The organism is Paracoccus niistensis, assembly GCF_042432925.1.
GTDB classification, from domain to species: domain Bacteria; phylum Pseudomonadota; class Alphaproteobacteria; order Rhodobacterales; family Rhodobacteraceae; genus Paracoccus; species Paracoccus niistensis.
Genome location: NZ_JBHLWE010000050.1, coordinates 1 through 15,693, shown reverse-complemented (window position 1 = coordinate 15,693; position 15,693 = coordinate 1). Strand labels below are relative to the sequence as shown.

Sequence of the window (15,693 nt, the reverse complement as noted above, 5' to 3'; positions counted from 1 at the left end):
TGTCCGTCCTCGAGTTAGGGCGGACTCTAATCGGCGGTGGAGGAAAAATCCCATGGCAGGTCAGAAGCTCTCAGAACTCTCGCGCCGGCCCAGACCGTTCCTTCTGGGCAAGCATCTCGGAATTCACATCATCTTCGGCAACGAGCTTTCTGACAGCAACCGCCTTCTCCCAGGCTGAAATCTCAACTGCCACCATACCGCGCTCAGCAAGAAAGACCCGCAGACAGACAGCTTCGCCGCTGACAAGATCGGCAAAGCCAAAGCGGTGCAGTATCTCAAGGTGCAGGAAGATATCGCCCTTGCGACCAAAGACGTTCGCAAATCCGAAGCCCTTGCTGCGGTCGAACCACTTCACCCGAGCTGGCAGTAGCGGCAGCGCGGCCATGTCGGCATCCGACAGACCCGCCAGTTCAGCAATTGGCACCGTGGCGTTCGTGGACAGAATCGTAATGGACAGTATCTTGGCCACCTGGCGCCCGCGCACTGTCTCGACGGCCATAACCTCGACCAGCGTGCCCTCGACAATCGAGCTCTGCCCAAAGCTGCGCAACACGTTCCCGTGGAGAAGAATGTCACCTTTCCCTTCTGGATCGGCAATGAATCCAAAGCCCTTGGCTGGATCGAACCATTTGACTTGTCCCCTGACCAGTTGGCCAAGCAGGGACCTCTCCTCCGCGCGGAAGGGCGAGGGATTAGTGAGCATGCAGATAGAAACTCTGAGGATACATTTAACTTCGAGAAGGGTGCCTCTCGGGAGAGACAAGACGATTAACCGACGTCATTGGAAAGAAAATTGTGCCCTTACGTTACATGCCTGCGAGGAGAGTGTCCTGTAGAAAAACGGCAACAGGTTGATCCAGCAGGATGCCCTGCCCTGCCCTACTCGGGCAGTATTCATTGGATCGCCCTTGGCCTTTAGGAAGGTTTTAGGCTAGAACAACGAGATACTAGGGGTTTGGGCTGGCCGGCAAGCGGAAGAGATGGCGGCACGCCAGTTCAACGAGGTGCTGGTCGATCAGCTCGTGGCGCGCGGGACCAAGGACAAGTGGGAAAACCGGGAGGACGAATATGTCAACCCGGCCCGGACCTCTCCGATCCCGCGCTCAAGGACATCTGGGCCATGGGGCCGCGCGAGGCGCGTCTTTACGCGAGCCGAGCCCTTGGCGAGCAGAAGCCCATCTTCCGGGTGCGGGGCGATATGATGCACAACGCGATCCCCTTGCGGACGGGAAGACCATCATGACGGAGGGACCGGCGGATGGGGCCGGACAGGGCGGACGCCGCCCGCCGCATGGCCCTGCGGCGCCCGCACCTCCACCATCAAGGGTGGCAGCCGGGGCGGGCCTCCCGATGCGGACCGCGCGCCGCTGGCCGGCCCGCGACCGGGCGGATGGGCCGGCAGGCCCTGCACGTCCGATCCGGCCGGAAGCCGGGACGCGCATCTTCCCGAAGGAGATGGTCGAACTGATCGAGGGTCTGGCCCTTCTCGATCCGCAGCCCTCGGTCGCCAGCATCCATCGCGCCGTTGTCCAAGTGGCAGAAGAAAAGGGGGGCGAGCCTCACATCAGGCCCGATTGCACGAGCAGCGCCATCCCGATCGTCCACAGGGCCAGCCCTGACAGGCAGTAGAGCCCGTTCCAGCGGAAGCCCACGACCGCCGCGGGCCGTCCGACCAATGCGCCGGCATAGACCACCGTCGTCATCAGCGGCGTGAAGCCCATGACGCAGCTCCAGGTTCCCGCAAGGCACAGCGCCGCGGCCGCATCGCTCAGTCCCGGCACGTCCAGTTGCGTCACGAGGCCGCCCAGGACGGAGGCCGTGATGATCGGGTTCACCCCTGCCGTGGCCAGCGCGAACATGGACAGGTTGAGCAGGACGACCATCTGCCAGGGGGCCCCGATCAGCGCGGCGACCAGCGCCTGCACCCGGTCGATCGGCAGCAGTTCCAGCGCCAGCACCGACAGAAGCCCCGCCGAGGCGAAGACGCCGATCTCGGCGGCGGCCAAGGGAAAGCGCCGGATCGTCCCGGCGGTGGCGCGGCGCATCGCGGCACCCGCGCGGCCCGGACCGCCGCGCCCGATCCGCGCCGCCCAAGCCAGGCTGTAGCCCGGCACGGCGATCAGCAGCGCCTGCTGGAACTGCAGCCCGGTGGCCGCGTGCAGCCCGAAGACCAGCCCAGCCAGCAGCGCCACATGCATCACCAGCAGCGCAACCCCGCCCCGGTCGGCGGCATCCGGTCGAGGGGCTGCCCGCGACGTAAGCGGGATGCGCGGCGCCCCCGCCCAGTCCAGAAACCAGCCCCAAGCCAGGAACAACGCCGCCGCCAGCAACCCCGCAGGCCCGATGTCGGCGTATTCCAGCCCGGGCATTGCCAGCAGCAGGGCGTTCAGCCCAAGCCCGATGGGCGACCAGAGCGGGGCCAGCGCAAAGCCCCGCAGCACGGCCGTCGTGATGCGGCGCAGCCTCCATTCCCGCAGGTCCGGGGGCAGATGGGCGCTCGTCTCCTCCAGCGACCGCCGCGTCATGTCCAGCAGCAGCGCGATGCCGCCGAGATTGATGAGGACGCCGAAGACATGGCCGCCGAAGTTCATCGCCAGATAGCGCCGGCCGGGTGGGCGGGTCGTGAGATAGCGCCCGGCGCGGACGACCTCGGGCGCCTCTGAGGCAACCACCCGCAACGCACCCAGAAGCGCCAGCAGCGCCGCCAGGAAGGCCATCCGCTCAAGCCCCCGGGACAGCGTCTCGATGTCGATGCCGCGCAGCATCGCCGCGGCCAGCAGCAGGACGCAAAGGCTGACGGTCAACCACGTGGCGATGGTGAACTGCCGCCTGCACAGGACGAGAAAGACCGCCAGCGCCGCGCCGGCGGTCAGGCCGATGGCGGCAGAGTGGATGAAGATGCCGGCAAAGGACGCCAGGACGACGACGATGATGCAGCCCTGTGCGACCAGCATGCGGACAGAGCGCTCGGGCATGGGAAAAGCCTGCATTCAGACAGGCATCAGACAGCAGGCGTTCGCAGCCGGCCGGAGCAGAGACAGACATCGTGGCCGGAAATGAAGACGAAGCCCTCCCTCGCCAGGGTGAACACGCATCTTTTTCCTCTCTGCGAATCCTCGCCGCCACTCTCGCAAATTCGCTTGAGGCAGTGCAAGAGTGTTCCATTATCTGAGACAGTGTGCCATCTATTGGAACGGGAGGAGAATCACCATGCGTTTTCTGATGACGAGTTTTCTGACCGTCGGGCTGCTCTGCTCGGCGTCGTCCGCGGCGATGGCCGCCACGCTGATCTACGGCGAAGCCGGACCCAACCGCGGCGTGCGCGCCGAGGCGACCCAATGGTTCGTTGATCAGGTCGCCGAACAGACCAAGGGCGAAGTCACCATTGACGTGAACTGGGGCGGGGCGCTGTTTTCCGAAAAGGCTGCGGTCGAGTCGATCCGTGACGGCGTGGCCGATATGGGCTCGGTTATCGGGGTCTATTTCCCGCAGGACATGATCGCCTATGGCCTGGCCGACCTGCCGATCCCGAACCCCGATCCCTGGGTGGGCATGAAGGCTACCGACAAGCTGATGCGCGAGAACGAGCAGATCAGGGAGAACCTGGCCAATCAAAACCTGGTCTATATCGGCACGTACACCACCTCGGCCGTGCAGGTCGGCTGCAAGGGCAAGACCATCGAGTCCCTCGATGATGTCAAAGGCCTGAAGATCCGCGGGGTCGGTGCCTATGGCAAGGTGTTCCACGATCTCGGGGCAACGCCGGTCGACATGTCGGTCTACGAGGCCTTTCAGGGGCTGGATACCGGACTGATCGACTGCACCCAAACCTATCCCTATCTGGTCGAGGCGCTGAAGTTCGACGAAGTTTTCGACAGCTATACCGAACTCGACTTCGGCCAGATCGGCGCCTTGGGCATCATGATGAACAAGGACAGCTTCGACGCGCTGACGCCTGAGCAGCAGCAGGGCCTGATGACGGCGGGCGAGGGGCTGGCGGACGAGTTCGGGCGCATCCTGACCGATGCCAACGAGCGTTCGGTCAAGATTCTCGAGGAGAAGGGTACCCCTGTCCTGAAGATCTCTGACCAGGACCGCGCGCGGCTGGCCGAGGCTGGAAAGAAATACATCGACGAGTGGATCCAGCGCGCTGACGGAGCGGGCTTGGACGGCCAGGCGCTCGTCGATCGATACACCGCACTGATCGCGGAATTCGCCCAACAGCGTGATGAGCAGGGTTATCCCTGGGCGGCCAAGGCCAACTGAGCCAAGGTCCGATCCTCTGGACCTGACTCAGGCCTGACGGGCAGGCCGCATCCATCCGGACAGGCCTGCCCGGCACATCGTCCCCCGGTTCGCGCCCATATCGGCCCGGACCACAGCGCGATCAAACCCGGAGGTGCGGCCATGAAGGCCATCGAACGCATCATGCTTGAATTCGCCGTCGTCTCGACCTTGGCGCTGGCGCTGGCGATTACCGCCAACGTGATCGGCCGGCAGTTCTTCGGGTGGAGCGTGCCCGACATCGTCATCATCGTCCGCGAGCTGATGATCCCGACCATCGTCTTTCCGCTGGCGGCGGCAACGGCCAGTCGCGCCCATATCGCGGTGACCTTCGTCACCGACCGCATGTCGCCCCGCGCCCGGGGCAGGCTGATCGTCTTCGGCTGGTTCGTGGCGCTCCTGGCGATGCTGCCGCTGATCTATGCCAGCTGGCGCAACCTGTCGGGTTCGTGGTCTTCGGGCGAGTTCTACGACGGGCTTCTGGGCATCCCGCGCTGGCCGATGAAGCTGGTCTTCCTTCTGGGCCTCGTCATGATGACGATCCGCCTCGTCCTGGTGGCGCTCGAGGACCTCGCCGAGCTGCAGCGCACCGGCACCGTCACCACCCAAAGCCACACCGAAGAGGAGTCCGTCTGAGATGGATGCATCCACCATCGGACTTGTCGCCTTCGGGCTGGTCATCGTCCTTCTGGCGCTGCGCGTGCCGATCGCCTTCGTGCTGGCCGGCGTGGCGACCGTGGGCACCTTCCTGATCTATGCCTTCCGCAGCGGCAGCTTCACGCCGGAACGCGCTATCAACCCGACCTCGTCGATGGTCGTGAACAGCTTCTTCGAGCTGATCCATTCCTACGACCTGTCGATGATCCCGCTGTTCGTGGCGCTTGGCAACATCGCCTATCACACCGGCATCACCACCCGCATCTATGACGCGGCCAACGTCTGGCTGCGCGGCGTGCCAGGCGGGGTCAGCGTTGCCTCGCTGATGGGCTGCGCCGGGTTCTCGGCCATCTCGGGGTCGTCGATCGCCTGCGCCTCGACCATGGGGCGCATCTGTGTGCCCGAGATGCTGCGCCTAGGCTACAACCCGCGCCTGGCGACGGCCTCTGTCGCTGCCGGCGGCACGCTGGGGTCGCTGATCCCGCCCTCGGTGCTGTTCATCCTTTACGGCATCTTCACCGAAACTTCGATCAGCAAGCTGTTCCTGGCAGGCATCCTGCCGGGGCTGCTGACGCTTCTGGGCTATGTCATCGTCGTGGTCTGGTGGACGTCGCGTGATCCTTCCGCGGCGCCTGTCGATCCGACGCCTCTGTCCGAAGGCGCGCGCCTCAAGGCGGCGATCTCGGCCTGGCCGGCGCTGGTCCTGTTCCTGGTCATCATCGGCGGGATCTATGGCGGTCTCTTCACCGCGACCGAAGCGGCGGCGATTAGCGTGGTGCTAACCATCCTGATTGGCTTCCTCGAACGCTCGCTGACGCTGCGCTCGATGTGGACCGCCATCCGCGAGAGCCTGATCCAGACCTCGGCCATCTTCCTGATTGCCGCCTGCGCCAAGATCTTCGTGTCCTTCGTCGCGCTGACCGGGGCTGCGGGGATGGTGTCCCAGTGGGTCGCCGGGGCGGGGCTGTCGCCCCTGATGCTGATGGTCGCGATCTCGGCGCTCTACCTTTTCCTTGGCATGTTCCTCGACCCCGTGGGCATCATCGTCCTGACCCTGCCATTCGTCATCCCGATGGTGGACAGCATGGGCATGGACCTGATCTGGTTCGGCGTCATCGTGGTCAAGCTGCTGGAAATCGGGCTGATCACGCCGCCGGTCGGGCTGAACGTCTTCGTCATCGGCAACGTGACCGGGCGCAACATCACCGTGGACCAGATCTTCACTGGGGTGATGCGCTTCCTCGCGATGGACATCGTGGTGCTGGGCATCCTGATCCTCGTGCCGGCAATCTCGACCCTCATCCCGAACGGCTTGTGAGGCAGGCGATGACCGAACAGAACGATCCCCGCTTCGCGACGACTCTGGCCAGGGGGCTGTCGGTCCTGCGCGCCTTCCGCGTCACCGACGACGGCTTGAGCAACGCCGAAATCGCGCAGCGCACCGGTCTGCCGAAATCGACGGTGTCGCGCCTGACCTTTACCCTTGGGGAACTGGGCTATCTGGTCCAGTCGCCCCGTGACGACCGCTTCCGGCCAGGGCCGACGCTGGTCGCAGTCGGCCATGTGGCGGCAACCTCGTTGTCCTTTCTTGTTCCCGCGCATGACCTGATGCAGCGGCTGGCCGAGGAAAGCGGAACCTTGGTGGTGCTGGCGGTGCGCGACGGCGACAAGATGGTCCTGATCCGCACCTGGCGGCCGACCCGGGTGGCCTCGATCTGGCTCGAGGTCGGGCAGCGCATTCCGCTGCAGCCCTTCTCGTCCTGGCGCGCCTTCATCGCTGCGGCCACGCCGGCCGAGATCGAACGGATCGCCGCCGAGCACCTGCCAGACCCGGAGTCGCTGGACGCGCTGCTAGTCGGCAGGCCGCAGGCGCTTGCCGACATGGCGCTGCAGGGCTTCGTCTCAACCCCTGCCGGTAGCGGGATGTCGGCCGCCTACAATGCGGTTTCTGTGCCGTTCCGCAGCAGCAACCTTGCAGAGCCGGTGGTTTTCACCTGCGGCGCGCTGCCCGCCGAGGCTCCGATCAAGCGCATGGAAACCGACGTCGGGCCCCGACTCGTCGCCGCGGTCCGCACCTTGGAACGTTTGACTGGACAGGCCCCCGGCCTGGTCCGCATGGAGGCCTGAGCATGGCTGGACAGACCCCCGTCAGCTATCGCCGCGAGGGCGACATCGCATTAATCGAGATTGACAACCCGCCAGTCAACGCCTTGTCCGCGGCGGTGCGGCAGGGACTGGCCGAGGCCGTCGCCCGCCTGGCAGAGGATCCCGACGCCCGGATCGCCGTGCTGTCCTGCGCCGGCCGCACCTTCATCGCCGGGGCCGACATCTCTGAATTCGGCAAGCCTTCGGTGCCCCCGAGCCTGCCCGACGTGATCGCCGCCATTGAGGCATCGGAAAAGCCCGTGGTCGCGGCGCTGCACGGCACGGTGCTGGGCGGTGGGCTGGAGGTCGCCTTGGGTGCGCATTACCGGGTCGCGGTGCCGGGCACCCGGATGGGCCTGCCTGAGGTGACCTTGGGCCTCTTGCCCGGTGCGGGGGGTACGCAGCGGCTGCCGCGCGCCGTGGGAACCGAGGCGGCTATCGATCTCATTACCTCGGGGCGCCAGATCGACGCGGGCGAGGCGCGGCGGCTGGGGCTGATCGACGCCGTGGCCGAAGGGACCGACTCCCGCGCCGCAGGCGAGGCCGAGGCGCGGCGGCTGCTGAACCAGGGGGCCGGGCCTCGCCGCTTGGGTGAAGCCGAGGCTCCGGCGGCTGACGCGGCGATGGTGGAGGAGTGGCGCCGGAAGGTCATGAAGTCCGCCCGCGGGCAGGTGGCACCGATGCGCGCGCTCGACACCATCGTCGAGGGGCTCGCGATGCCCTTTGCCGGGGGCGTGGCGCATGAGCGCCGCGCCTTCATGGACTTGATGCAAACGCCCGAACGCGCGGCGCTGATCCACGCCTTCTTCGCCGAGCGCCGGGCCGCGCAGCAGGGCGACCTGACCGGCGTCAGCCCGCGCAAGCTGGACCGCGTCGGCATCATCGGCGGCGGCACCATGGGGCAAGGCATTGCGACCGCCGCGCTGACGGCAGGGCTGGACGTGACGCTGGTCGAACGTGACCAACCTTCCGCGGACAAAGCGGCCGCAGGCATCGCCAAGATGCTGGAGGGTGCCGTCAAGCGCGGCAAGCTGGCCCCCGAGGCGCGCGACCAGATGCTTTCGCAGGCGTTCCGCGCCGCCGCTGCTTATGACGCGCTGGCCGAGGTCGATCTGGTGATCGAGGCAGTGTTTGAGGATCTCGACGTCAAGCGCGAGGTGTTTCAGACCCTCGACAGCATCTGCCGCCCCGGCGCGGTGCTGGCGACGAACACGTCCTATCTCGACGTGAACCTGATCGCCCAAGCGACCTTACGCCCACAGGACGTGATTGGGCTGCATTTCTTCTCGCCCGCCAACGTGATGCGGCTGCTGGAGATTGTCGTGGCGGACTGCACTGCCCCGGACGTGGTGGCGACCGCCTTTGCGCTGGCCAAGCGGATGGGCAAGATCGGCGTGCGCTCGGGCGTTTGCGACGGCTTCATCGGCAACCGGATGCTATTGGCCTATCGCACGGCGGCCGACCACATGGTGCTGGACGGCGCCTCGCCTTACGACGTCGATCAAGCGATTGTCGGCTTCGGCTTCCCGATGGGTCCCTATCAGGTGGGCGACCTTGCCGGGCTGGACATCGGCTATGCCACCCGGCAGCGGAAGGCGGCGACCCGCGATGCGCGTGAGCGAGTGCCGGTCTTCGCCGACCGGCTGGTCGAGGCGGGACGTCTAGGCCGCAAGACCGGGCGCGGCTATTACATCTATGACGACCAGTCCCCGCAGGGCCGCCCCGATCCCGAGATTGCAGAGATGCTGGACGGCATCCGCCGCGAGCTAGGGATTACCCCGCGCAGCTTCACGCCCGAGGAGATCCAGTCTCGCTACATGGCGGCAATGGTGAATGAAGGCGCTCAGATCCTCGACGAAGGTATCGCCGCCCGGGCCTCGGACATCGATGTCGTGCTGCTGCATGGCTATGGCTTCCCGCGCTGGAAGGGCGGCCCGATGCATTGGGCCGACGCGCAGGGGCTGGACCGCATCGCGGCCGACATCGCCCGCTTCGCCCAGGAAGACCCCTATTTCTGGCAGATTTCTCCCCTGTTGGCGCGCCTTGCTGCCGAAGGCGGGAAACTGGCCGACGTGAACACCGGAAAGGACATGAAATGAAGGACGCTGTCATCGTCTCGACCGCCCGCACAGGCATCGGCAAGGCCGGCCGGGGCAGCCTGAACCTGACCCACGGTGCGACCATGGGGGGGCGCGTCGCCGCCGTCGCGGTGGAACGCGCCGGCATCGACCCCGCGCTGGTCGAGGACAGCATCTGGGGCTGCGGCTATCCCGAATATGTCACCGGCGGCAACATCGCCCGTCAGATCGTCGTGCGCGCGGGCTTTCCCGTCAGTGTGGCAGGCACAACAGTCAACCGTTTCTGCGGGTCCGGCCTGCAGGCGCTGGCGATGGGCGCGCACATGGTCCAGCTGGAAGGCGCGCAGGCCGTACTGGCGGGCGGGGTTGAATCGATCAGCCTAGTCCAGCCGCCGCCCCGGAACTCGCGCGAGGCCTGGATCGAGGAACACAAGCCCGACCTGTATCTGCCGATGATCGACACCGCCGACAACGTGGCCGCCCGTTATGGCGTCAGCCGCGAGGCTCAGGACGAATACGCCCTACGCTCGCAGCAGCGCATTGCCATCGCGCAGCAGGCGGGGCTGTTCGCGGACGAGATCATCCCGATCGAGGTCACGCGTGCTGTCATCGAAAAGGCCACGGGCGAGGTCCGGCACGAGGAAGCCACCTTCGACCGCGACGAATGCAACCGTCCGTCCACCACGCTGGACGGGCTGGCCTCGCTGAAACCCGTCAAGGGCGAGGACAAGTTCGTGACCGCCGGCAACGCCTCGCAACTATCCGACGGCGCTGCGGCGCTGGTGGTCATGGACGGCGAGCTTGCCGCGCGCGAGGGCGTGGCGCCGCTTGGCGCCTTTCGCGGCTTCGCCATTGCGGGGTGCGAGCCCGACGAGATGGGCATCGGCCCGGTCTTCGCCGTGCCGCGCCTGTTGGAACGGGCGGGCCTGTCGGTGGACGACATCGACCTGTGGGAACTGAACGAGGCCTTCGCCAGCCAGGCGCTTTACTGCCGCGACCGGCTGGGAATCGACCCTGACAAGTTCAACGTCAACGGCGGCTCGATCGCCATTGGCCACCCCTTCGGCATGACTGGGGCGCGCATGGCCGGCCACATCCTGCTGGAAGGCAAGCGGCGCGGCGCGAAATGGGGCGTCGTCACCATGTGCATCGGCGGCGGCCAGGGCGCTGCCGGCCTGATCGAGATCTTCTGAGGGGAAAACCGCCATGGACATGAGCTTTTCGCCCGAGGACCAGGCCTTCCGCGCCGAGGTCCGCCAGTTCCTTCGGGACCGGCTGCCCGCGCGGCTGTCCGAAAAGGTCCGGCTTCATCAGGAGCTGACCAAGGACGAGATCGAGGAATGGCACGCCGTCCTGAACGGGAAGGGATGGCTTGCCGGCAACTGGCCGGTTGAGTTCGGCGGCGCCGGCTGGACCGCGATCCAGCGCCACATCTTCGAGGAGGAAAGCGCGCTGGCCCATGCGCCGCGCATCCTGCCCTTCGGCATCGCCATGCTGGGACCGGTGCTGCAGAAGTTCGGGTCGAAGGAACAGCAGGAGCACTACCTGCCGCGCATCCTGAACGGGCAGGACTGGTGGTGCCAAGGTTACTCGGAACCCGGCGCGGGGTCGGACCTCGCCTCGCTTAAGACGACGGCGGTGCGCGACGGCGACCATTACATCGTCAACGGGCAGAAGACCTGGACCACGCTTGGCCAGCATGCCAACTGGATCTTCTGCCTGGTGCGGACCAATTCCACCGTCAAGGCGCAGGAGGGGATCAGCTTCCTCCTGATCGACATGACCACCCCCGGCATCACCGTGCGGCCCATCGTCCTTCTGGAGGGCACGCCCGAGGTGAACGAGGTCTTCTTCGACGACGTGCGCGTGCCCGTCGCGAACCTCGTGGGCGAGGAGAACAAGGGCTGGACCTACGCCAAGTATCTGCTGACGCATGAGCGCACCAACATCGCGGGCGTGGGCTTTGCCACGGCGGGCCTTGCCGCGCTGAAACGGATCGCGCGGGCCCAGGTCGCGAACGGCAGGCCGCTGATCGAGAATCCGCTGTTCGCCGCCCGCTTGGCCGAGGTCGAGATCGACCTGATGGCGATGTCCACCACCAACCTGCGGATGCTGGCGCAGGCGGCTGCGGGTCAGGTGCCAGGGGCGGAAAGCTCGATGCTGAAGCTGAAGGGGACCCAGATCCGGCAGGCGATCAACGACCTGACCCGCCGCGCAGTTGGCCCTTGGGCGCTGGCCTTCCCCTCCGAGGCGCTGGAGGGCGCGAATGACGATGCCCCCCCCGGCCCAGCCGAGGCGGCAGGGGCGACCCGCGCTTATCTGAACAACCGCAAGCTGTCGATCTATGGCGGCTCGAACGAAATCCAGCGGGGGATCATCGCCAAATCCCTGCTGGGGCTTTGAGGGGAACCGCTTCATGGATTTCGGCTTCACCGAGGAACAGACCATGCTGGGCGAAAGCCTGGCGCGCACGCTGGAACGGGGCCCGGACAGCGCCGCCCTGTTCGACCTGGGAACGGGCGCGGCCCTGATGACCGAAGAGGCCGGCGGCTTCGGCGGCACCGGGGCGGACATCCTGATGGTGTTCCGCACGCTCGGCCGGGCAGGTGCGGTCATGCCGCTGCTGGACAGCGTGGTGCTGGGCGCGGGCATCTTGGCCGCCGCGGGCGAGGCCGATCTGGCCGAGGCCGCCGCCAGCGGCGAGGCCCGCGTCGCGGTTGCGCTGGACGAACCCGGACAGCGCTATGACGGCACCGTGGCGACCCGCGCCGAGGGCGACCGGCTGACCGGCGAGAAGTCGGTCGTGCCGGGGGCCGAGGACGCGACCCACCTGATCGTGCGGGCTACAGACGGGCTGTGGCTGGTCGAGGCCGGAGCCGAGGGGCTGGCCATGCGCGGCTATGCCCTGATGGACGGCGGCCGCGCGGCCGAGGTCACGCTGAAGGATACCGCCGCCCGCCGGATCGGGGACGTATCGCTTCTGGAACAACCGCTCGCCGCCGCGATCCTCGCCGTCTGCGCCGACGCCTTGGGGGTGATGGAAAAGGCGGTCGAGCTGACGACCGACTACCTCAAGACCCGCAAGCAGTTCGGCCGTCCGATCGGGTCCTTCCAGGCGGTCCAGCACCGCATGGCCGACCTGCTGACCGAGGTCGAGCAGGCGCGCTCGGCTGTCTGGAACCTCGCGGGAAACCTCGACGCCCCTGACCGTGACCGCAATGTCGCGGCCACCAAGTCGCTCGTGGGCCGGGTCGCGCTTTACGTGGCCGAGGAAACGATCCAGCTTCACGGCGGCATCGGGATGACCGAGGAATACGAGCTCGCGCCCCTCGCCCGCCGCCTGCTGGCCGCCGACGCCCGTTTCGGTGACAGCGACCATCACCTGGAACGCTTCATCGCGGTCAGCGCCGCATGAGCGGCGGGGCCATCATCGAGGACGAAACCGGCGCGCAGCGCATGGTCGGCTACACGCTGGACGTGGGCCAACCCGACCGGCGCGCCCGCTGCCGGCTGGTCTTGGACGAACGCCACACGAACCGCCACGGCGTGCTGCATGGCGGAATAGCGGGGATGCTGCTCGACAGCGCCGCCGGCGCCACGGCCAGCCTGACCGTGGACGACAGCGGCCGCCAGCCGTTCCTCACGGTCTCGCTCAACATCGACTTCGTGGGGCCCGCCCGGAAAGGCGGCGTCACCGCGACGGGCCGCGTGGTCGGGGGAGGGCGCAGCCTGCTCTTCGTCGCGGCCGATCTGGTCCATGACGACGGCACCCTGATCGCGACGGCGAGCGGGGTCTTCAAGCGCGTTCCCACCGGGACCAAGAGCAGCCCCGAGAACACCCCATGACACCCGCGCAAGCCGAGGCTCGTGTCGAGGATCACGGCGACCACTTGCGGGTGACGCTGTCGAACCCCGGCCGCCGCAATGCGCTGGTGCCCTCCATGTATGTCAGCCTGCGCGAGGCGCTGGAGCAGACGGCGGCCGAGGATCGCTTGGGCGCCGTGGTACTAACCGGGGCGGACGGATATTTCTGCGCGGGCGGCGATCTGAACGCGCTGGCGACCCGCGCCGCGATGAGACGGGACGAGCGGCGCGCGTTGATCGAGGACCTGCACGCCACCATCCGCGCGATTCGCATCTGCCCACGCCCCGTCATCGCCGCCGTCGAAGGCGGCGCGGCCGGTGCAGGGCTGTCAGTCGCGCTGGCCTGCGACCTGCTGGTGGCAGCCGAAGACGCGAGCTTCGCCGCCGCCTATGTTCGCGTGGGGCTAGTGCCGGACGGCGGACTGACCGCTTCGCTCGCGCGCAGTATGCCGGCGAGCTTCGTGGCTCGGATGTGCCTGACGGGCGATCCGGTATCCGCTGCCACCCTCGCGGGGATGGGCGTAGTGACAGACCTCGTAGCGCCCGGACAGGCGCTCGCCCGTGCCGCAGAGTTGGCCGCACGGATGGCGCAGGGTCCCGCCGCAGCCCATGGCACGATCAAGCGGCTTCTGGCCACCGCCCACGACGGCGATTTCGGCGCTCAGCTCGACCGCGAGGCCGAGGCCATGACCGACGCGCTGGCCGCCCCCGAGGCCGCCGCGGGCCTGAAAGCCCGCCTGAACCGAACCGCGCCGGACTTCGGCCGCGGCAGTTCCGGCGCCGAGAAGGAGGAAACCCGCCGATGACCATGACCCGCATACACGATCCGCTCGACACCCAACGCAGCACCCGCCCGGATGCGCCTGCGCTGCGCGATCACGACGGCAGAACCTTCACCTATGGTGAACTATCCGCCGCCGTGGATGTGCTATCCGCCGAACTGAAAGCGCGGGACCTCCGGCCGGGCGACCGCCTGCTGATCCTGGCGGAAAACTGTGCCGCGCTGGTGGGGCTGATCATGGCGGCGTCGCGGCTCGATGCGGTGGCCGTGCCCGTCAATGCCCGTATGACCGAGCACGAGCTGCACCGCATCGCGGACCACGCCGACCCGCGGCTGACGGTTTATCTGACCCATGTCTCGCCCCAGGCACGCACCCACGCCGAGATCGCCGATGCGGCTGGCTGGAACACGCTGTTGGGCAGTCTGGCGATCGCCGGGCCGCGCCCTTCCGCGACGCCCGAGCCTGTGGCAGCAGGTCCTGAGCAGACGGCCGTGATCCTTTACACGACCGGCTCGACCGGCACGCCCAAGGGGGTGATGCTCAGCCACGCCAATCTGCTGTTCGGCGGCCAGACCTCGGCCCGGATGCGCGAGATCACGCCCGACGACCTGATTCTGGGCGTGCTGCCGATGACGCATGTCTTCGGCCTGACCTCGATGATGATCGCCAGCACCGTCGCGGGGGCCGAGCTGTGGCTGTTCCCGCGCTTCTCGGCCCCGGCCGTGGTCGAGGCCTTGCAGGCGGGCGTCAGCGTCCTGCCCGCGGTCCCGCAGATGCACGCGCTGATCATGGAGGAGGCGGGCGGCACCCGCCTGCCGCCGGGACGGCTGCGCTATGTGTCGTCGGGGGCCGCGCCGCTTGATCCCGACTGGAAGCGGCGGGCCGAGGCCTTCTATGGCGTGGCACTGCAGAACGGCTATGGCCTGACCGAGACGACAGCGGGCGTCACCCTGACCACCAACCCGCCGGGTGTGCCCGATGTGAGCGTTGGCCCGGCCCTGCCCGGCGTCGAGTTGCGCCTGCGCGACGTGGGCCCCGATGGCGTGGGCGAGATCCAGACCCGAGGCCCGCATGTCATGCCCGGCTATTTCCGCAACCCCGAGGCCACGGCCGCTGCCTTCGACGCGGACGGCTTCCTCTGCACCGGCGATCTGGGCCGCATCGACGAGGACGGCAACCTGCATATCGCAGGGCGCGCGCGCGAGCTGATCATCCGCGGCGGTTTCAACGTTTATCCGCCCGAGGTAGAGGCCGCGCTGAACGACCATCCCCGCGTGGTCCAGACCGCCGTGATCGGCCGCAAGGTCGAGGGCGGCAACGAGGAGGTCTTGGCCTTCTGCCAGGCCGACGATCCCGCCGTGGTCAGCGAAGCCGACCTGCGCGAGCACGTGGCCGAGCGTCTCTCGCCCTACAAGCGGCCCTCGCGCATCATCGTGACAACGGCGTTGCCGACCTCGCCCAACGGCAAGATCCTCAAGCAGAAGCTGATCGAGACGTTCCGCGATGCGCTCGACACCAAGGAGGAAGGATGAGCACGATCGAACGCGAATCGATGGAATTCGACGTGGTGATCGTCGGGGCGGGGCCTGCGGGCCTGTCGGCGGCGATCCGCCTGAAGCAGATCGACGCCGACCTGAACGTCGTGGTGCTGGAAAAGGGCTCCGAGGTCGGGGCCCATATCCTGTCGGGCGCGGTGCTGGACCCGGTCGGCCTGGACGCGCTGATCCCCGACTGGAAGGACAAGGGCGCGCCGGTGAAGACGGCCGTCACCTCGGACAGCTTCGTGGTGCTGGGCCCGGCGGGCTCGGCGCGCATCCCCAACTGGCCGATGCCGCGGCTGATGTCGAACCACGGCAACTACATCGTCAGCATGGGCAACGTCT

General features: G+C 67.3%; 14 protein-coding genes. 12 read left to right on the top strand and 2 right to left on the bottom strand.

What is annotated here, in order from left to right; genetic code table 11:
- Positions 1-70 precede the first annotated feature (70 nt).
- Complete coding sequence (locus tag ACFFII_RS16750) at positions 71-703, bottom strand: cold-shock protein (protein WP_377700018.1); 633 nt, start codon at positions 701-703, stop codon at positions 71-73.
- 856 nt (positions 704-1,559) lie between these two features.
- Complete coding sequence (locus ACFFII_RS16745) at positions 1,560-2,975, bottom strand: hypothetical protein (protein WP_377700017.1); 1,416 nt, start codon at positions 2,973-2,975, stop codon at positions 1,560-1,562.
- A 181-nt stretch (positions 2,976-3,156) separates the two neighbouring features.
- Between ACFFII_RS16745 and ACFFII_RS16740 the strand changes: the two genes are divergently transcribed.
- From ACFFII_RS16740 to ACFFII_RS16685, 12 genes are all read left to right on the top strand, one after another.
- Positions 3,157-4,266, top strand: a complete 1,110-nt coding sequence (locus ACFFII_RS16740; protein WP_377700016.1) for a C4-dicarboxylate TRAP transporter substrate-binding protein — start codon at positions 3,157-3,159, stop codon at positions 4,264-4,266.
- A 141-nt stretch (positions 4,267-4,407) separates the two neighbouring features.
- The gene (locus ACFFII_RS16735) at positions 4,408-4,920 is read left to right on the top strand and encodes a TRAP transporter small permease (protein WP_377700015.1); all 513 of its coding nucleotides are present in this window, start codon (positions 4,408-4,410) and stop codon (positions 4,918-4,920) included.
- Between the two features lies 1 nt (position 4,921).
- Positions 4,922-6,259 (top strand): TRAP transporter large permease, encoded by a 1,338-nt coding sequence (locus ACFFII_RS16730; protein ID WP_377700014.1) that lies wholly within the window; start codon positions 4,922-4,924, stop codon positions 6,257-6,259.
- An 8-nt stretch (positions 6,260-6,267) separates the two neighbouring features.
- Positions 6,268-7,068, top strand: a complete 801-nt coding sequence (locus ACFFII_RS16725; protein WP_377700013.1) for an IclR family transcriptional regulator — start codon at positions 6,268-6,270, stop codon at positions 7,066-7,068.
- 2 nt (positions 7,069-7,070) lie between these two features.
- Entirely contained in the window at positions 7,071-9,185 is a 2,115-nt protein-coding gene (locus ACFFII_RS16720; RefSeq protein WP_377700012.1) for a 3-hydroxyacyl-CoA dehydrogenase NAD-binding domain-containing protein, read from the top strand.
- Positions 9,182-10,357, top strand: a complete 1,176-nt coding sequence (locus tag ACFFII_RS16715; RefSeq protein WP_377700011.1) for an acetyl-CoA C-acyltransferase — start codon at positions 9,182-9,184, stop codon at positions 10,355-10,357. The genes ACFFII_RS16720 and ACFFII_RS16715 overlap by 4 nt, the downstream gene beginning before the upstream one ends.
- A gap of 13 nt (positions 10,358-10,370) precedes the next feature.
- On the top strand, positions 10,371-11,567 hold the full coding sequence (locus ACFFII_RS16710) for an acyl-CoA dehydrogenase family protein (RefSeq protein ID WP_377700010.1): 1,197 nt from the start codon (positions 10,371-10,373) through the stop codon (positions 11,565-11,567).
- A gap of 13 nt (positions 11,568-11,580) precedes the next feature.
- A complete protein-coding gene (locus ACFFII_RS16705; protein WP_377700009.1) occupies positions 11,581-12,579 on the top strand; it encodes an acyl-CoA dehydrogenase family protein in 999 nt (332 codons plus the stop codon).
- Entirely contained in the window at positions 12,576-13,010 is a 435-nt protein-coding gene (locus ACFFII_RS16700; protein WP_377700008.1) for a PaaI family thioesterase, read from the top strand. The genes ACFFII_RS16705 and ACFFII_RS16700 overlap by 4 nt, the downstream gene beginning before the upstream one ends.
- Positions 13,007-13,834: an oxepin-CoA hydrolase, alternative type gene (locus ACFFII_RS16695; protein WP_377700007.1), complete on the top strand. Its 828-nt coding sequence runs from the start codon at positions 13,007-13,009 to the stop codon at positions 13,832-13,834. Before ACFFII_RS16700 ends, ACFFII_RS16695 begins: the two co-directional genes overlap by 4 nt.
- The gene (locus tag ACFFII_RS16690) at positions 13,831-15,342 is read left to right on the top strand and encodes a class I adenylate-forming enzyme family protein (protein ID WP_377700006.1); all 1,512 of its coding nucleotides are present in this window, start codon (positions 13,831-13,833) and stop codon (positions 15,340-15,342) included. The genes ACFFII_RS16695 and ACFFII_RS16690 overlap by 4 nt, the downstream gene beginning before the upstream one ends.
- Positions 15,339-15,693 (top strand): NAD(P)/FAD-dependent oxidoreductase (locus ACFFII_RS16685; RefSeq protein ID WP_377700005.1); only part of this gene is annotated, 355 nt, incomplete at its 3' end. The genes ACFFII_RS16690 and ACFFII_RS16685, both read left to right, overlap by 4 nt.